Consider the following 20,638-nt stretch of genomic DNA (forward strand, 5'->3'; position numbering starts at 1 on the left):
TCTATCCAATTCTAAGTTAACTTCACACCGGCTTCAGGGTGCAACTCAATCCATTCACTCCACGAACCCGGGTACAATTGCAATTTTCCATATCCGGCCTGATCCAAAGCCAACAGGAGCTGACAGGCTGTCACTCCTGATCCGCAATAGGCCGTGACACTCTCATCGTCTGTAATTCCGGCTTCGCCAAACAACGCGCGAAGCTCTTCGAGGCTCTTCAGTCTTGGCGGGTCACCTGTAAGCAAATCTGCCAACGGAATACTTCTCGCGCCTTCAATATGTCCGGCACGTTTGTCAAGCGGTTCTATTTCTCCGCGATATCGTTCCGCCGCGCGTGCGTCCAACACGGTTTCGCCGCGCGCGAGTTTTCGTTCCACTTCGATGGCATTGCTCATCATCTCACTTCGCAGCCGCACCGGATAGGGTGCCACCGGAAGGCGCTTGTGTTCGCGTGTTTCCACCTCGCGGCCCTCCGCCTGCCATTTCACAAATCCACCGTCCAGCACAGCCACGTCGTCCACTCCAATCCACCGCAGCAACCACCACAGCCGCGCGGACACTTTGAAGCTATCTCCCTCCGTCGCAACCACAAACTTGCCCTGGCCGATTCCAATAGACGCGAGCTTCCGCACCATGTCTTCAGGATTTGGCAGCGGATGCCTGCCTTTGGAATAATCCCCGAGCTCGGACAATACTGAATCCACATCCACAAACACCGCACCGGGAATGTGACCCTGCAAATAGCTTGCATATGCCGCCGCGCTGTCCATATGCACCCAACGTGCGTCGGCAATTACAATTGTCTCATCCTGAAGATGTTCGGCCAGCCAATCCGTCGTGACAATCTGTTTCACTCCAGAGGCTCCACAGTCACATGGAAATAGCCTTTGAGCGGATGCAGTGGAGCGCTGTTTGGCAGCACGACTGAAGTGTCAGTTGTCACCGCCAGAATTGTCTCAAAATTCCCGTCAAGCAATGAATCCGACTTCACGGTGAATAATCCAGTTCCCTCGTAGCTCCAATACAAATAGATGCTGTCCACCGTCGCCCGGATTACCAAATCATCTATAGCTGCGGGAGGTCCGGCAGTCTCAGGCCCGTGATAACCCTGGTCGGCAATTCCGCCGTCTGCGACAAAATCCGTTCGAGTAGAACCCTCCGGCGCGGTCGCCGAAGTTTCGCCGGCATTCACGCACGGCGAGTCTGCACTGTCACCAGTTGTAATGTGAGCAAGATAGTATTCGTGTCCGCTGCCGCTCACCCATCGCGGGTTCAACTGAATATTGTAATATCTGTCACATGGGTCGCCGTTCGCATTCAGGCTGTCCAGACCGCCAAGCCCCGCCGGGCCTTGCGACGGCGAATTGCCGAAGAACGCGAAATTGGCGCTGTCATTTATCGCGACACAATTATTGCGAATCACGGAAGTCGGTGTGACGAAGAAGTATATGCCGTCGCCGTTGTTGTCAGCGATGATGTTGTTTTTCACCTGTGTCGAACCGAACCGCATGTATATGCCGGCTCCGTCAACTGCGCTGTTTCCGGCAATCGTGTTAAACTCTATTTGCGCGCTCGTGCTGCCGGTCCAAAAGGCGCCGCCTGTCGTCGAACTGTTGTTGAGCACGAGATTATTGCGGATGAGAGCGGGTGCTGCATCAAGAAACACCGCGCCGCCCGTGGAGGTTGAACTGTTTCCGCAAAGAATACTGTTCCGCACCTGCCCTGTCGCGCCTTGAGCAAGAAACCCTCCCCCGGCCGTCGCGCTGCCGCCCGTCAGGACGCAGTAGTCAATCACCGGATTGCTGCCGCTGCGCGAGCACACCAATCCACCCGAGTCTGCAACGCCTTGAGCAAAGACACACTCGATAAACTGCGGTGATGACTGCTCGAGATAGACGATGCCGCCCTGCAACGCTCTATGTCTGGTGAGAGTGCATGAAGTCAGAGTCGGAGACACGCCGTTCATCCGGATAGCACCGCCCTGCGTGCGTTTGGTGTCTATTGCGCGCGCGTCCGCTATCAGGACATGCTCCAGCTCGCTTGCACCCGCGTTGCTGTTCATCACCATGCCGCGCCAGCGCCCCGGATTTGTGCTGGTATCTGTGACAAACGAAATGGAGTCCGTCACGGTTCCTATTGCATTCAATATCCCTGAAACCTGCATCCCGCTCGGACCGCAGAAGAGCAGAGTGGTACCCGGCGCAAGCACCAGACTGTTTGCTGAATCAATAACGATATCAGCCACGACTTTGAAAGTGTCAGGTCCCAATGCGCCGAAAAGCGAACCGAACAGACCGTCCGGCGAGAAACCGTCCACGGATTCAAATGCTCCCATATCCGGCAAGGTCATCACCGGTTGCGGACGAGGTTCGCCTGCAAGGTCTGTGGCCAGTAAATTCCAATTCCCTGCGCCAATCGCCCTGCTGGATGACATCAGTGACCAGTCACCGCCCGATTCATCCGTGAACTCCGCATCTCCATAGACATTGAAATACGTGTCACAGGAGTCGCCGTTGGCATTCGTGGCCGTGAGGATTCCCAAATGGGGAGGACCTTGACTCGGGTCATTGCCAGAGAAGATCGGAGACGTCTCTATGAGTGAATAGGCGACTCGCGAGGAACTGCCTCCGGCAAGATATAGATTGTTTCCAGCGGAAGCCCCGATGACCGTATTCTCGATATCAGACACCGATGACTCAAGCCGCAGTCCGCCCCCGATGTTTCCGCCGAACGTGCAGTGAAGCAAGTTGATTTTGCTCGCATTGGCAGTTGCCAGTCCACCGCCTTGTGCTGCCGTGGAATTGGAAACAACAAGGCAGTTGGTGGCCGTCAATGTACTTTGGTTCGTTGATATTCCGCCGCCATTCAAACCAGCGGAATTGTCCGCAATCAGACAGTTCGTGACTACGGCTTCGGCGGCCTCCCAGAGATGCACTCCACCGCCTTCATCGTCAGCACTATTCGAGCGAATCCGGCAGTTGCTCAAAGTCGGCTGGGACTGCCGGATGGACAGGCCGCCGCCATTTCCAAGACTCGTGTTGCTGTCAAAATCGCAATTCGTGAAAGTTGGATGCGCGTTATTGCGCAGGAAAACTCCGCCGCCGTACAACCCTGCCGTATTATCGCGCACAATGCAGTCAATGAACGTTGGTGCGCCATCCAGGGTCACCCAAATTCCCGCACCCTCTCCATTGGCAAGATTACCGCGCACTTCACACTGCTCGAAAATCCCGTTCGACAACTCGCGATAGCTGTGAATACCGCCACCGTCATCCGCCGAACGGTTATTCACGATTTTGCAGCGGAGCATATGCGGCGAGGATTCCCAATTGTAGATTCCACCGCCGTCGAAATCCGTCGTATAGTTCGCGTCAAGGACACAATCTATGATTTGCGGCGAGGAGTTTTCGCAGGCGATGCCGCCGCCGTGACCGCGTCCCTGATTTCCTTTAATGACTGTACAATCCAGCGTCGCGAACGAGTTCTTGAACATGATTCCACCGCCGTTCACGCGCGCGAAATTGCTGTCAAAGGTGCAGGACATCAGCAGAGGCGTTGTGCCGCGAACATACGACCCGCCGCCGCTGCCGTTCAGCGCACTGTTACGGAACAACCGCGTGCTGCTGACGACCGAATTGACCGAGTTGTTCAGGAACAGGCCGCCCCCCTCCGCCCGGGAGATGTTCCGTTCAAAGAAGCAGGAGTCCATCAGCAATGTCGAGGCGCTCACATAGACGCCTCCTCCGGCAAGTTCGGCACGGTTGCGCCGAAACGTCGTGTGCTCAACGCTTATGGTCGTCCCGTTGCTGACGATTAACGCGCCGCCAAGACTGTCCGCACCCAAATTACCGTTCGCCAGCGAATGCTCAAAAACCGCGTACTGAATGTAACTTGAATCGTCCGCGTTGCTCAGCGACATCCCGCGCCACTTGGTTGGATTCTGCAACGTGTCTGTTGTGAAGACTACCGAATCTCCGTGGGCTCCGTTTACCGCAAGATAACCGAAAACGGAGAGCGAATATGCGCCCGCAAAGTAGACCCGCACTCCGGGTTCTATGGTCAGGCTGTCCCCGGCCAACACCGAGATGTTCCCCTGCACCACATAGGGGCTGCCCGATGAAGTCCAAAGTGCGTCAACAGTGCCCGCCGCCACGAAGGTCGTATCCGCACGCGCCAACCCGCTCACAAGCAGACTCAGAAGAAGCCCAATGACGCCTGATTTTCCTGCCAAAGCTCGCATATCCATATTCCGCGGTTCGTTGCTCATTCCTCAAGATACAGCCCAAGACCAATCTTTGTCCTAATCCTTACAATTTGCAACCGAATCCTCCTGAATGCAAGCCGACAGAATCTCAATTTTGGTCTCTGTTCCGTATCCTACAATGAGATAAACATAGTATTATTAATGTCTTATAAATTTCTCAATTTAATCGCCCCGCCATTGCCGCATTGTTTGCGAGGCCTAACCCGACTGCCCCCGGCTTGAGCCGGAGGTTTTGCCTGAGAAGTCTGAACCCTTGCATATGAATTTTCAAAGCGCGAACTTATACAAATTTGGTTTCCCCGGGTGATACTACTAAGGAGATGCTGCATGATGAAAGGGACTAATCACGGACTGGCGCTGATACTGCTTATCGGCGCTCTTTTTGTTACGACATCCACTGCCTTCGCGATAGATGCTTCGGAAATCGCAAGGCTTAAGCAGAAAGCGGCTCGTGGCGAGCAGTTCACAACCGCCGAACGGCAATTGGCTGCCGAAGCGACCAGACAATTCGGAAGCCGTATACAATGGCCAGCTCAGAATGACGAACCGCGTTTACCGCGGCGTCCTCTCGATGAATACATTGCGGCCGAAGTGGATTATGAATGGGTGGACATCACGGACATCGGCACCGAGGCCGGCATTACCGGCGATGACCAGTCCGTCGGACCCTTCGCCCTCGGTTTTGATTTTCCCTACTACGATGAGTCGTACTCGCAGGTGTATATGACGTCCAACGGCTGGGCTACGTTTCAAGACCAGGCCGGATGGTCGCAGTATTGGAACGTCGAGATCCCCGATTTCGTGGATCCGCACAACGCGTTCTACATCTTCTGGGACGACCTCTATCCGCCCGCGGGTGGACAGTATTACTACTGGGCAGATCCAGCCGGTCAGCGTTTTGTCATGAGTTGGATTGATGTTCCGCATATCAGCGCCAACGACGAATTGCATACGTTTCAGATCATCTTGTATCCCAACGGTAACATACGTTACAACTATCAAACCGTGGATCAAGGTGTTATCGGAAATACGTCCTGTGGTGTCGGTATCGAGAACTCGAACAGCAGTGAAGGTTTGCAAGTCTGCAACGAGGGCGTTGGACTTCTGCCCATCTCGAACATGTCCCTGCTGATCGGTCAACCGGACGGCGTTCCTGCCCCGGTTACAAATCTTGCCGCGGTCGTGAACGATCATGATGTAACGCTGACTTGGACGGATCCCACGCAGGACACAAACGGCAATCCGCTGACCGTAGATAATCTGCAGGTCTGGAACGGACGGCCCGGTCAGGGTACTCTCGTTGCCACCGTCGCGCCCGGTGTCCAGACCTACACAATTGAGGATATGCTGGACGGCTCGCGCACGATCTATGTCCGCGCTTTCAACAATCCGTACTACGGAGGCGCTGACCGGGTCAACATCATCGTCGGAAATCCAAGCTATCAAAATACCTTTGATGTGAATAACGGTCAGTGGACCACCGACAACGGATGGGTGTGGGGCGCGCCCACGAACCCTGCCGTTCCGGGTGCATTCTCCGACCCGAATGCTTGGGGTACCGATTCACCCACAGGCTATCCCGGACTGGCGGATTATCAAGTTTCATTGAGCCCGAATCTTGTGGTTCAATCTCCCGATGCACTGATGGAGTTCTACCTCTACTATGACTGCGAAGACTTCTGGGATGGCGCAAATCTCAAAGTTTCTATTGACGGCGGCCTGACCTGGCAGGTGGCTGAGCCTGATGGCGGTTACCCAGTCATACTGTTCGATTTCACGCCGACGCCTTTGGCCGGTCAACCTGCATGGTCGGGGACTTCCGGCGGATGGGAGTATGTCAGCATTTCGCTCGCTCCGTTCCTCGGGGAAGTCGTCATGTTCCGCTTTGATTTTGCCGCCGACGACTTCGTTTCAGAACTGCCGGGTGTTTACTTCGATGACATGGTTATCTGGGGACTTGATGAACCGGTGTTAACCACGATGGCTGGAACCGTGACGCTGAATGGCGGCAATGCACCGGTGACGTCCGTGCAATTGTCCATCAACGGTTTTACCAGACCGACCGGAAGTCCGCAGGCAGATGGCACCTTTCTGATTGACAGTGTTCTCGCCGGGCCGAGAGTTCTGGACGCGGTGGTCGCGGGCTATCACCCTGTAACGACTCAGGTGAATGTTCCGGAAGGCGGCGCGACGGGAGTGAACGTCACATTGACTCGCCTGGATCCTCCGGCTCCGGCGAACCTGACCGGTTCTATTGCCAGCGCTACGGGAGTGGTAACACTGAATTGGGATGACTCGTCCGATCCGCTGGTGGACTTCTACACTGTGTACAGGCGGCTCGACGGTATCAACGAGTGGACTCAAGTCGGTCAGCCCGTGGCGTCAACTTTTCAGGAGACCCTCACTGAAGACGGTATCTACTTCTATCAAGTGACCGCAACGGACGAAGACGTTTCCACACCGGTTGTTTCCGAACCCTCTGATCAGATCTACCTGTTATATGGTGAACTGCCTGTAACTCAGATTGGCTTGAACGGCAACTTTGACGACCGCATTCGAGTCTCGTGGTCCCCGCCCGGCCCGAATGTCGGCACCGAACTCTTCTACGATGACGGCACCGCCGAAGCGTTTTACGTTGTTTCGTTTCCCGCAGGTCCCTCTGACTACTTCTGTGTGCGGATGACTCCGCCGGACGACGCATCGTTCCCGCTCATGGTGTATGGTGTTTCGGTATTTGTCGAAGACCAACTCAATATTCCGTGGATTGGTGTCTGCCCGCCTCTGCCCAACGGCGAAGGTGCGGATGTCGCGAATGCATATTATGAGTGGACGGACTTGAATGCCGAGTCCTCTCCGGGCTGGGTCTTTGCCGAAACAAATTTTGACCTGTTCCTTACCGAACCGGGTGACTTCTATATCGCTTATCAATTCCCCGAAGGACAAGATGACCAACCTGCCGTCGGTTCTGACGACACGCAGGTGGATTTCCGCTCCTATTGGACACAGACGCCGAATGATTTCTGGAATCCGTGGGGTGCCCATGACTGGATGATGCGTGCGTGGCTCGGTGGCCCGCCGCCGGATACTGCCCTCACAGCTCGCACGGAGTACTACCTGCTTCAGACGGGCACGCCGCAAGGTTATGCTGTTGAACGTGTGGAAACTCTTCCGACGACAGGAAGAACCCATGATCTCCACATCGCCACGGAAACACCAGTGGATAAAGTGGTTGCACGGGGTCCGCTCGCGTCAAGAAACGCTGTCGCGAATCCGCTGGATCGCTGGTTTGCGCCATATGTGACTGCTCCGACTGTTGAACTGGCAAGTCGTGACAACGGCCGTTCGCTCGATGATATTGTTAACTACAAGGTCTATCGAGGCGGAACGATGATTGCTCAGCCGGTTGAAACGTTCTACTTCGACCTTAACCGTGTCGAAAATACGCCGTATTCCTATTATGTGACGGCCATGTATGACAACGGTATCGAATCGGCTCCGTCGCCGACACGAACAGGTGTCTGTAACATGCCTCCCGGGGCACCGCTCAATCTGATCGGAACTCCCGTTGGTACCTCACAAATGGCCCTGGCGTGGTCGGCACCGACCACGAATCGCGACGGCACTCCGCTTGTTGACTTGGCTCAATACAAAGTGTACCGCAACGAGACGTTGATTGCTACGCTCGCCGCGGGCACCACGACCTACGTGGATACGCCGCCGGAAAACGACCGCTTCTATACGTGGACCGTCACCGCACAGGACGAAGTTCCCAACGTGTCCGATCCGTCCGTTGCGTATCAAGGTGCGGTGGTCAGCCCGTTTGAATCAGTGGACTACGAGTGGGTGGATATCACCGGAATCGGCACTCAACTTACCTTCGAATGGTGGGGTGCCACCAGCGGCCCGCACGATATCGGCTTCACCTACCCATACCTTGATGAAGAGTACACTCAAGTCTGGATTTCTCCGGGCGGATGGGTGTCCTTCATGGAGGCCTTCGGTTTCTATTTTAGCGAGTCGATTCCCAATGGCTTTGATCCTCACGCCGCAATCTATCCCTTCTGGGATGAACTTGGAGCCGGTCTCGACGGTGGAAATGTGTACATCTATCAAGATGCTGCCGAGGATCGGTTTATCGTCTCGTGGGTGGACATCCCGCATCTGTGGGACCTCACGTTCCGCTACACCTTCCAGCTCATTCTGGAAGAAGGAGGCGCTGCTATTTTCAACTATCAGACGATTCCGTCGGATGGGTGGCCGGGCAACATGGATTGCACGGTCGGTATCGAAGATGCCACGAGCACTGAAGGTGTGCAAGTATTTTATCAAGGTTCCGGCTTCATCGCTCCGGTCAGTGAATCCGCGATTGCCTTCTGGGCTGGTCCTTCAGGGACTATCACAGGCCTTGTCCGCGAATTCGGCTCAAATACACCTCTCGCGAATGCCCGGGTGACAGTGGACGAAGTCCCTGATCTGTTCGCACTCTCGGATGCTGCCGGATTGTATGTTCTCGAAGTCGAACCGGGCGTTTATAACGTGCGAATCCATTTGCAGGGCTACTGCGACCAGAGCGCTCTGAACGTTGATGTCGCTGATGAAGACACTGAAACCCGCAACTTCACGATGCGTCAACCGAATGTCGCCTTCAGCGTCACCTCATTGAATGTGCTGTCAATCGTCGGTGAAAACGCGACCGCTGAATTTGAAATCACCAACCCGAACGGGCAGTGTCCGGTTGAGTTTGACATTACGGCAAATCAGAACTGGCTGACTTTCTCAACGACATCCGGAAGCATCGAAGCAAACCAGTCCATCGTCATTGATGTGACTGCGGCCTCGTCGAACTTCCCGCCGGGAGATTACTCCGCCGTAATTACCATCAACCATAACGACATGAACAATCCGACGACGATTCCCTTGACGATTAGTCAAGCGTCCGCCGCCGGAGACAATGCCGAATTACCGACGGACTTCGCCTTGCATCAGAACTACCCGAATCCGTTCAACGCGACGACGGTGCTGAGCTTTGACGTGCCGACGGAAAGCAATGTCGAAATCACACTCTTCAACGTCCAGGGTCAGGAAGTTGCCCGTCCTGTGGACAGGCTGATGGCTGCTGGACGCTACAACCTCACCTTCGATGCCGCCGGTTTACCCACCGGAATGTATCTGGTGAAGATGAGTGCAAGAGGCTACACTGCTGTTCAGAAGATGGTTCTGCTGAAGTAACAGTATCGATAACCATGCTTGGTTGCGAAAGCCCGCGAAAGCGGGCTTTTGCAATTTAGTAACGTATTTTCAGAGCTTTACGTCTTCCAAGACTATGGTTACTATGCCAACGAAATCGATACATAATCCACATATCATTCTTGAAATGTATCGTCATATTGTTACCAATCATTCAAATTGTTATAATATGACCTAAACGTTCCGATTACTATGAAATCGGAGTGAACGGATGAACAAGGGAAAAAGGAGAGTAACATGCGATGGATGATGAGGATGGCTTTGACATTGGTCATGGCCGCGACAGTACTTGCAGCCGCACCCGAGGCGCCTACAAATGCACCTGCCGATGCGGCCGCGCTGGACCAGCAGATGCGCGCTCTGCTGCTTGAGCGTGAACAAATTCTGAACGAAATTGCCGAGCAAGCCAAAGCGGCACCCGCGTCGGAACGGACTGCGATTGACCAGGACTACGCGGCAACGCAAGTACAGTACGAAATTCAACTCCTCGAGCTTATGGTGCAATACTATGAGCTGACAGGCAACACGGAGCTCCGCGAACGTGCTGAAGAGAATCTGGCGCAGATTCTTGCCCCGCCCGCAACGGGAACTCCCGAACCGGCATCCGCAAATCGTGCGGCTGGTTCGCAACGCGCTGGGGAGGGACGTTAGTCATGAAAAATCTTCTCTTAACCTTAGCTCTGTCACTTCCGCTCATTGCTCTGGCCGACCAGCCGGTTCAAAAAGGCGAAAGAATTGACGATGCCCGAATTGTGAACCAACAGCCGGTTCCAGCTGCATTTCAAGCTGCCGTTGAAGATGCTGCCGGCGAAGACGTGGTGACTGTGCTTGAGCCCGTCTTTCAGGAACTGGAAGACCGGTATCAGCGCCAGATTGACCAGATTGCCGCTCAAATCAACCTCGCTCAGCCTGACCAGCAGGAAGCACTCGAAATGCAGGCCGTCGCGCTGAAGCAGCAGCTTCACGAAGAGAGACTGCAAGCGGTCTTGACCTACGTGCGCGCAAACGGCAACCGGGAAGCCGAAGAGCGCGTGCTGGCGGTCATCGAAAACTACTACAACAAGAAGCCCATGCAGACAGTCCCGGTTCACCGTGATCCCGTGACCGGTGCTGAGCTGGAAGGAGAGTCAAGATGAAAAAGTTGCTCATCGTTCTCCTGTGCATTGCCGCCGCGTGCACTATTACGGCCATCGCCGCTGACCAGGCAACGATTCCCGTGGATGTGGACAACACTCTTGCGCCGGAACCGCCGACGCGCGATTTCAGCCAGAGAATCGTCTTTGAAAAATTCATCTGGGCGGAAGGAGTGGACCCGACCGCACGCCGGCTCGACCGACTGATGGTCAAGTTCTTCGATGAAGACACTGTGCGTATTCGCAACGGTCAAATGACGTCACTGACGGGACGCAACATTGACTTCACAAAAAACTTCCTTGCCCGTCATCCCGGGATCAAACCCCGTGTTATCATCTTCAACAAAACTGAAGAAGAGTACATGGCGAACCTGGCGCGAATTGAACGTAAGTCGGGATGGGATCTGGTTGATCTACTCAGCTTCTACTGCTTTGAAATGGAATCCGCTCCTGCCGATCCGCAGGCGCTCATCAACGAAATTCTCAAAGCGCCGGAAGTCGAAACCGCTTACTACGAGCCGATTCCCGTTGACCTGACTTGCACCGATGTCGGTGTTGTCACTCCCGACTTTACCGCGAATCAGACGTACCACGACCCTGCGCCTACCGGTGTGGATTTGGATTGGGTGCTCGACAACCATGACCCCGATGTCGTGGATGGACCCGGCACAAGCCGCTGGACGGGAATCTTTGAGCGCGGCATGCAGACCACACACGAAGACGTGACTTTGGCAACCGTTGCGACAGCCGGAACGCCGGACGCGGATAACGACCACGGCACGGCGGTCATGGGTGTCTTGGGTGCATGCGATGATAATAATGTCGGCTGTCTTGGCTTTCTTGCAGACCAGCAAATGAGGCTGTATCAGCGTAACTCAGGCAGCTATGGCTCGGTCGCCGATATCTATGACCTTGCAAACGGTCACCTCATTGCCGGTGAGCTAACGAACTCCTCGTGGGGATACTTCGCCAATCCGCTTCCTCCGGGACAAAGCTGTCCCTGCAATCCGAGCCAAAACGGTGTTGTTGCGATTGAATACGATGCCGCAGTCAAGGCGTCCGTTCAGGCCGGTGTTGCCGATGGAATCCACTATTTCCTCGCCGCAGGTAACGGCTGTGTGAATCTTGACGCCGCCACATTCGGAAACACTTTCCGCAATTCCACCGACACCGGCTCCAACTACGTTTCCGCGATTCAATCCGCTGCCGGACATGACGCCTCCTGCTTCACCAACTGGGGCGAGCGCTGTGACATCAATGCATGGGGCGATGGAAGTTTCACACTCGGATATGGCGATGAAAACGTTCCCGGTTGGGAAGAAACGGTGCAGGATGAATGGTACACCGCCACATTCGGAGGTACGTCCAATGCCTCACCGACCGTGGCCGGTTGCGCCGGTGTGATTCACAACATCGTTCGTGATCTAAACGGCACGACGATTTCCACGGCGACAATGCGCGACTATCTGAACGATTTTGGCACAACTCCGGGAACTACGCCGGGTAACATCGGTGTCATGCCGGATTTGCGCGACATTCTCGCTCCTGAAGTCAATCCGGATATTCGCACCGGTTGGAGCACCTATATGGTCCCGCGCACGACGAATGATGCGACGTCGGATAATTGCGTCCTTCCAACAGACTTGAATCCCGAACCTGCAGCAACCTATTGGAATGCCGCCATCGAAAATGAAGGCAGAATCGGATGGGCTGCGCCCGGTCGTTTCCGTATTTACCGCGATGACGTCCATGAAACGGGATGGCTCTATGATACCCTGTTTGCAGGTCAGCGCGGCTGGGGAATCAACGCCCTTGCTGCGGTGCGCGGAGGACGGCATTTCATCCGCTACGGGACAGACCCCCTCGATGAAGTCAGCGAGCGAATTGAAACAAATAACAACTGGTACAACCAATGGGTGTGGGATGGCCGTCAGTTAACCAACGGCCAGATTCTGACTTTGAGCAGCCCGCCCGTCAAATTTGCAACTGACCAGTTGTCTGAAGGGTTTGCCGAGGAAAATTGCGACGGTTACGACGGTACGCAATTCCAGAACAGCGGCTGGTGGGATATCATGATGGTCATGGCACAAACCTCCACCGCTGACTACGATGCGCGCATCCACAGTGAAGAAACATCCATTTCCAACGGCTTCGACACATTTGAAGCATCGTCCGCGTACGTTTCCTTCTCAGATTTCGTCGGTGTGAACAACAATAATGCCGGACAGGCTCAGAGATTGATTGCCTCTGTCCTGAATTATGACGGTGAATCGTCGAGCTATCGTGTTGAAACGGGTACCTCAACCATTCTGTCTCCGTCCAATCCGCCCATTGGCAGAAACGACTATGGTTCGCATTCGCTCGATGCGACCGAACTCTTTGACGTCTGGGAGTTCAATGTTAACGAACTCGTTCCCTACAGCATCGAAGTCGATGTGACCTCCGGGAATGCCAATGTTGTTATTTCGGTCTACGGACCGGATGACACATTTTTCAGCCGCGGCATGTTTAATGCACAGGCTAACAGCAACGGTGCCGGCGGTGATGAGTCAATCACTTGCTGGACACCTGCGGCGCTTGGATGGCATGCCATCGTTGTGCACAAGCACACCTATGCCGATTGGGACGAAACTGCGAACTTTGATCTCTATCTCGGAAAGGCCGGTTTCGACTTCACGCACACGCTCGGAGCAGGATGGTCGCATGAGCTTGTTGTCCGGCAAGCCCCCGGAGCTCAACCCGCCGTTTTGCCTGCCACTCTGACGGGCAATATTGCCACCAACTATGTCAACATCCTCGCTTTGAATCAGGGCTGCGCAAGTGCCGTGGCCTCACTCGATGACCGCGTTTACCGTGACGGTCCGGCAGTCGGTACCTTCGCAAACTGGAATGGACCGATTGCCCCCGGTGGCGCCGGATTCGGAAGCAACCGTAACATTGGAACCGTTCCCGGCGGACGTCACCAAATCGGCAACGTCATTGACATCAACAATGAAGGCGCTGAGTGGGACGAAACCAATAACCGTCACGACGAACAGTTTGTCTGGACTCCGGCAGTGCTTTCAAATAACGTGATGCTGAATCCGGCCAACGTCGCTCCGAATTGGCGTGACTGGGATGCCACGGTGAACTTCCCGGATTTCAATGTGGATGGATTCCGTTTCACGGGCGGCGGCTTCTGGTCGGGCGTCGGCATGATGCCCAATGACAATGTCAACGACGTGTACAATCTCTTCCTCTACAATCCCGCAACATCGTCCACCGACGGATTCGGCACGAGACTCGTTAATTCGTGGACTGCAGGAGCCGATGTGGAGTGGGTGCTCGAAAACGGCAACAATATCGCCAACGAGACCTTTGACGTCGGTGTGCATAACAACACTGTGTGGCCGAATGACACGTCGCAATCTACCTACAGGCTGCATCAGTCCAACAGTATTCTGGACTTACTGACGGATAATTACTACGGCGAATTCCCGTTCCCCAATACGGAAATCGTCAACGTCTTTGATTGTTACCTCGAGTCCGGTGTAGGCACTCGTATCATTCTCGACAACCGCGGAGCAGGTGACCTCGGATTTGCGATTTACAATCCGTCCCTGCTCTATGGCAGCCGGACGACTTTCACTCACCTTGAAAACGTGAACGGCGACGGCGCGGACGAGCAATTTGTTTACATTCCGACCGAAACAGGCTGGCACGGGTTTGTGGTCTTCAAGAATGACCGCAGTGACTTGAACGGGAATCCGTATGCCCTAATCATCGGCGACCGCACCCCGGCGGCTCCGGATTCGCTTGTCATCAAGTGGTTCCAGTCCACGCCGCAGTTGATTCTCGAATTGACGTGGGCTCCGGTGACGACGGACATTAACGGTGATCCGATCATCGTGAATTCTTACATGCTGATGTACACCTACGATGTAAACGCGGTCTATCCGGTTGGCTGGCTGAATGGAGGCTCGACGCTTGATAACACGCAGCTTCAGATCTTCCCGAACCCCGCCGAAAGCGGATTCCAACTCGTCGTTCTGGCAGTTGACTCCGACGGATTCATTGTCGGGGAATCCGGAACGGTGGGAGCCGCGAGTTTCGTTGGTCAAAAGGCAACTGATGTGCTTGGTGTTCTGCCTGTGCAAAGTCTGCTGAGCAATCCGATTTCAACGAATAGGTCCGAAAGATAGTCTGCAACTGCAAGGTTGGGTTCAAGAGGCCTCCGTTTCGGGGGCCTCTTGCTTTTGTCAAGGCACGAAATCTGCGATTTAAGGGCTGTTCAATAAGTAATCCCGCAAATTCCACCGTACCTACTATACGGAATACTATAGCAAAATGCGCTGAAATGTCATGAATCCAATGACTTCGAATTCTAAGGACAGTCGTGCTTCTACGCTGCCTATTCGCCTGCGGCTGTTCCTTTTCCTCATCCCTGCGGCATTTCTGGCCATGCCCGTGTGTGCCCGTACCTTTGCTCAGGATGCCGGCGGCTCCCTCTGGGAGCTCTGGCCTGCCTTGGTCGGGTTAGCCATAGCCGGACTGATTGCTTTTGCATCAGTACTGGCGATTCGCGGAGCAAAGCGCACATCAGGATTCGATGACGTTACCGTCTGGCGTGCGCTTGCCGAAAACACCACCGAAACAGTCTTTCTGCTAAGCCGCAAGGGAATCATACTCTACGTCAATCGTTGGAGCGGTGACACGAATGAGGTGATCGCGAAACCGTTCGCGAGCTTCGTAAAGGAGCAGGATCGTTCTCGCTGGCAGGAATTCTTCGTGATGAATCATTTGCAGGAGAGTCCGTCTTCTGCCGTGACCTATCAAATTGAATTGCCGGAACTCGAAGCCGTGTGGCAGCTCCGGCTGACCGCACTGGAGCCTCCTGCAGGTGAAGCCGAATTCATGCTCTGTGCGCGTGATGTCACCGAGGAACACCGCAGGCTCGCGCGCAAGGATGTGCTGTATCGCATCACGATGACTGCGACACAAACGGAATCGCTGGCCGAGCTTGTGCACTTTGCCGAAGAACAGCTTGCCGGCGTGCTTGATACCACCAACTTTTTCTTAGCCCTCTACAACAAGGAATCCGACAGCTATCTTCGCCTCTTCTCCCGCGACATTCATGGCCGCCCGTATGGCGAAGGCATGCGTGAAAACCTGAAAGGCGGTTTGACCGACTACGTCCGCACAAGCGGCAAGCCTCTGCTGGTCAACGATGGCAACCGCGAGCAGCTCAAGGCGCAGCTCGGTATCGTCCCGATTGGCAAGTCCGCCGCCTGCTGGCTCGGTGTTCCCCTGATAGTCGGCACGGAAGTGCAGGGCGTGTTTGTCGTGCAATCCTATGACAATCCGAATTGCTACTCTGAGATGGACGCCGAATTTCTCTCCATCATTGCTGCGTCCATCGGAAGAGTGCTCGAACGCGAACAGGCGCACACGAAAATAGTCAGCCGGGAATCTAAATTGAGGCTGCTTACGGACAGGCTGCCCGCACTCATTTGGTCGGAAGACAGGCACGGTTACATTACCTATGCGGCAGGAACCGCGCTGACCGAAATGGGACTTTCTCCCGAAGTGCTGCTGGGACACAAACTCACCGAAATCGTTTCCACTGAGACCGGTGACATTGAGACCTATGACCGCGAAATGCTGTCGTCCGATTCAAAATTCCGCTTCAAATACAATCATCGGACGTTCGATGCCTTCATCGAAACATTGCTCGATGAGCATGGCGAGTGTACCGGGCTTGCCGGAGTCGCACTTGACATCACAGAACGCGACCGCGCCGACAGCGAGCTCAGGCACTTCACGAGCTTGTCCACGAACTCTTTTGTGGTAATGGACAAAGACTCCGTGCTGCACCGCTGCAATGACGGCTACCTGAAGACAACGGGCTACACGCGCGAAGAACGCATCGGTCTCACCACGAGCCATCTTGTTCATCCCGACGATGTTGCCGCCGCGGCCTCCGCCTTTCAACGGCTGTTCACCGGCGAAACGGTGGTCGCTCAGGATATGCGGGTCCTCTGCAAGGATGGCTCCTACAAGTGGATTGCCTGGAACGCGGTTTTCAATCCGGAAGATGAACTCGTCTACTGCAGCGGCACCGACATCACCCACCTGAGGCAAATGGAAGTGCACTTGCGCGAAAGCAAGGAGCATCTCAGGCTGTTCATTCAGCACTCGCCTGCCGCGCTTGCGATGTTCGATCGCGAAATGAAATACCTTGTCGTCAGCGATCGCTGGCGTGTGGACTACAATCTTGGCGATCAGGAGATCATCGGGAAGTCGCACTATGAGGTGTTCCCTGAAATCGGTGACGAATGGAAAGCCATTCATCAACGCTGCTTGCAGGGTGCGACGGAGTCCTGCGCCAAAGACCCATTCCCCAGAGAGGATGGTTCACTCGATTGGGTGCGCTGGCAGATTACGCCGTGGTACAGCGGTGAAGGCGAAATTAGCGGAATTATCATGTTCACCGAGGTGATTACCGCCGAAGTCGAAGCAGACCTCGAACTGGCAAGGTCAAGAAATCTCGCGCGGCAAATCATCGCCTCTTCCATCGACGCGGTGGTGGCGATTGACGGTCTGGGAGTGGTCACGGAATGGAACGATCGCGCCGAGCAGATGTTCGGCTACACACGGGCTGAAGCCGTGGATCGGTATCTGCACGAGTTAATCATTCCAGCAGAGCAGGTTGAAAAGCATGTGAACGGCCTCCGGCGCCACCTTAAAACAGGCGAAGCAAGAATCCTGAACAAATTGTTGTCCATGACTGCGCGCCATAAAGACGGACGCGAAATCCCGGTGGAGATGTCCATCGGTGCAATCCCCGTGGGTGACGAAACTCACTATTCCGCCTTCATCCGGGACATCACGGAACGCAGACAGCGTGAACTTGAGCTGAATGAAAACAGACACCGCTTGAAGGAAGCACAGCGCCTTGCCGGATTGGGATTCTGGGAGTGGGACGCCGCAACCGGCGATCTGCAACTCAGCGAAGAGAAGCTCGCGCTCTACGAGTTGCACGACCTTCCGCTTCCCACGACGATGGACGTCTTCATGCAAATCGTTCATCCTGACGACCGGCAACGCCTGCAGCAGGTATTCCAGCAAATCATTGAAACCGGACAGGGTGCGGCTCTTCAATACAAAATTGTTCGCCCCAGCGGTGAGATTAGGCATGCGTATTCACAAGGTGAAGCCGAGTACGACTCCAATGGAGTTTTGAGACGGGTATTTGGCACTACGCTCGACATCACAGAACGCGTCGTTGCGGAAGAACGCGTGCGTTCAAGCGAGGAGCGATTGGCACTCGCTTTTGAAGGTTCATCGGACGGATTCTGGGACTGGAACGTCGTGTCCGGAGATTGCTACTTCAGCCCCCGAATCGTCGAATGGCTGGAGTTTGACCCGCATGAATTCCAGCATCATGTGAAATTCTGGGAAGAGTTGATTCATCCGGATTATTTGCAGGCCTTCAACGAGGCGTATCGTGAGCATGTGGACAACCAGACGACCCACTACGAAATCGAAGAGCGCGTGCGCACGAAATCCGGTTCGTGGATTTGGGTACTCTCGCGCGGTAAAGTCGTGCAATGGAACGAAGACGGGACGCCCTTGCGTGCGGCCGGAACTTGGACGAATATCACCTCCCGTAAGATAATGGAGGCTCGTGCCACTCAGCTCGGCCGGATTCTCGACAAGTCTGTCAACGAAGTTTATGTCATTGACCCGATGACTTTGCAAATCGTCGAAGCGAACCAGCGCGCAAGTCAAAACACGGGCTATACGGTGCAGGAATTGATGCGTCTGACCATCCCTGAATTGCAGCAGGACTGGGATGAAGGAGAGTTGAAAGCGCTCGGTGCGCCGTTGCTGGCCGGTACCGTCGAAGCAATTCGCAGTGAAGGCACTCACGTGCGCAAAGACGGTACAACTTACCCGATTGAAGTTGCCGTGCAATTGATGGAATGGTATGATAAGACCGTATTCGTTTCCGTTGTGAGCGATGTGACGGACAAACGCAAAGCCGAACAGGAATTCGAGAACCTGCAGGCACAGCTGCGGCACGCGCAACGACTCGAGACGATAGGTACCCTTGCCGGCGGTATCGCGCATGACTTCAACAATATCCTGACACCTATTCTGGGATATGCCGACATGGCCGCCAGTGAAATGGATCCGGAGTCGAATTCGCGCCGGGACATTGAGCAGGTGATTCAGGCCGCCTACCGTGCCAAAGGACTGGTGCAGCAAATTCTGGCTTTCAGCAGGCAATCGGAACAGGTGCGCCATCCGCTCAACATCGACATGGTCGTCAAGGAAACGCTGCGTCTGATGCGCGCGAGTGTTCCGCCGCATATTGAAATCATTCAGAACATCGAGAATGTCGGGACCGTGCTGTCCGACCCGACGCTGCTTAACCAGATTCTGATGAATCTGTGTACCAACGCCTATCAGGCGATCAGCGACGAGAGCGGCGAAATCGAGATAACGCTGACATCTGAACGTGTGCGCGAAATGGAGTTCGCGGAACGGGGTAAACTTAGCGACGGATTATACGCGAAATTGACTGTTCGCGATACCGGAGCGGGTATGGATGCCGCGACCATAGGACGGATTTTTGAGCCGTTTTTCACGACTAAGGAAGTCGGTCAGGGAACCGGGCTCGGACTGTCTGTTGTGCATGGTATTGTGCAGGCGCACGGCGGTGCTATCACAGTTGACTCTCGTCCCGGATTAGGATCTCGAGTCACCGTGTATCTGCCGCTCTTAAGTGAACCGGAGCATTGTGAAAGCGAAATTCAGCGCGAGATACCGCGCGGCAGCGAACACCTTTTGTTGTGCGACGACGATGAAGCGATTTTGACGCTGGCAACGCATATGCTTGAATCATTCGGGTATCGTGTGACTGCCGTAGGTGATCCGGTGAGCGCGCTCGCCTTGCTTGCACAAGCCGACCCGCCGATCGCGGCTCTGCTGGTTGACGACAGAATGCCGATACTGTCAGGGCTTCATGTCGCGCTTGCGGCCCACGACTTCAAACCGGAACTCCCGGTGATTCTATTATCTGCCAGCGCAAGTTTGGAATTGGAAGACTCCCCGTTCGCCGCCGTCTTGTCCAAACCTGTTGCGGCAAGCGATCTGGTTTTCGCTGTAAGAAATGCTATCAATAACACATATAAGACGGAGGTTCTATGACTCGCATCCTGGTAATAGATGACGACCCCAATATCCGGCAAATGGTCTGCCGGATGCTTGAGCGGGAAGGCTATGAAGTTGAAGTTGCATCCAACGGAAAAGAAGGCATCGACAAGTTCCGGGCTGTTCCCGCAAGCCTGGTTATCACAGACATAATCATGCCCGAGCAAGAGGGTATCGAGACCATCCGGATGCTCAGAACAGATTTCCCGGATTGCCGGATAATCGCCATGTCAGGAGGCGGACGAATCGGACCTTCTGATTACCTTTCCATGGCAAGGCTGTTAGGTGCGACGGTGTCGCTAAGCAAACCGTTTGATCGCGGCCAATTGCTTGACGCTGTAAGGCAGGCACTCTCGGCTGAAACAGTGTAAACTGACTTGCCTGGCCAGAGGGTCAGGTGTGCAAGAATTTTCGCACTTGGAGGCATGAGTGCGTGCGATCTCTGTGCTCGAGCTGGTTGTGGTCAACCAGCTCTTTTTTATTCTCCTAAAAAACATTGATTTCACTCCTGTTGGCGTATACTGTTGACCCATTCACTTTTTCTCGTTTTGCATTGATTCTCTTGACTTCACTTGGGTGCGTGTAGTATACTTACTATACATTGATTGGTGACAAAATCACGAATAGTGACCCTGTGTATAAAGTTGGGAAGAAATCAAGGAGAGACCGATGAAATTGAGAATGTTCTGTCTGGTGTTGGCGATGCTGGCGGTGGCTTCAGTGAGCCAAGCGCAGTTCAATGCGATTCTGTATACACTGACGCCGTTGACGGCGTCGTGTGACGGCGGCGAGTGTT

At 54.5% G+C, this 20,638-nt stretch carries 8 protein-coding genes; 6 read left to right on the forward strand and 2 right to left on the reverse strand.

What is annotated here, in order from left to right:
• Positions 1 to 11: 11 nt before the first annotated feature.
• Both HUU59_07740 and HUU59_07745 read right to left on the reverse strand, forming a co-directional pair.
• Positions 12 to 854: a sulfurtransferase gene (locus tag HUU59_07740; GenBank protein ID NUO19319.1), complete on the reverse strand. Its 843-nt coding sequence runs from the start codon at positions 852 to 854 to the stop codon at positions 12 to 14.
• Positions 851 to 4,267, reverse strand: a complete 3,417-nt coding sequence (locus tag HUU59_07745) for a right-handed parallel beta-helix repeat-containing protein (GenBank protein NUO19320.1) — start codon at positions 4,265 to 4,267, stop codon at positions 851 to 853. Before HUU59_07745 ends, HUU59_07740 begins: the two co-directional genes overlap by 4 nt.
• Positions 4,268 to 4,591: 324 nt before the next feature.
• On the opposite strand from HUU59_07745, the gene HUU59_07750 reads away from it, so the two are divergent.
• From HUU59_07750 to HUU59_07775, 6 genes are all read left to right on the forward strand, one after another.
• Positions 4,592 to 9,493 carry a carboxypeptidase regulatory-like domain-containing protein gene (locus HUU59_07750; GenBank protein NUO19321.1) on the forward strand — a complete coding sequence of 1,634 codons (4,902 nt, stop codon included), beginning with the start codon at positions 4,592 to 4,594 and terminating at the stop codon, positions 9,491 to 9,493.
• A gap of 255 nt (positions 9,494 to 9,748) precedes the next feature.
• On the forward strand, positions 9,749 to 10,162 hold the full coding sequence (locus tag HUU59_07755) for a hypothetical protein (protein NUO19322.1): 414 nt from the start codon (positions 9,749 to 9,751) through the stop codon (positions 10,160 to 10,162).
• A 2-nt stretch (positions 10,163 to 10,164) separates the two neighbouring features.
• A complete protein-coding gene (locus tag HUU59_07760; protein ID NUO19323.1) occupies positions 10,165 to 10,647 on the forward strand; it encodes a hypothetical protein in 483 nt (160 codons plus the stop codon).
• Positions 10,644 to 14,825 (forward strand): S8 family serine peptidase, encoded by a 4,182-nt coding sequence (locus HUU59_07765; protein ID NUO19324.1) that lies wholly within the window; start codon positions 10,644 to 10,646, stop codon positions 14,823 to 14,825. Before HUU59_07760 ends, HUU59_07765 begins: the two co-directional genes overlap by 4 nt.
• Before the next feature lie 160 nt (positions 14,826 to 14,985).
• Complete coding sequence (locus HUU59_07770; GenBank protein NUO19325.1) at positions 14,986 to 19,839, forward strand: PAS domain S-box protein; 4,854 nt, start codon at positions 14,986 to 14,988, stop codon at positions 19,837 to 19,839.
• On the forward strand, positions 19,836 to 20,213 hold the full coding sequence (locus HUU59_07775; GenBank protein NUO19326.1) for a response regulator: 378 nt from the start codon (positions 19,836 to 19,838) through the stop codon (positions 20,211 to 20,213). Before HUU59_07770 ends, HUU59_07775 begins: the two co-directional genes overlap by 4 nt.
• Positions 20,214 to 20,638: the final 425 nt, after the last annotated feature.

The sequence above is a fragment of the bacterium genome (assembly GCA_013360195.1).
Classification (GTDB): Bacteria; Electryoneota; RPQS01; order RPQS01; family RPQS01; genus JABWCQ01.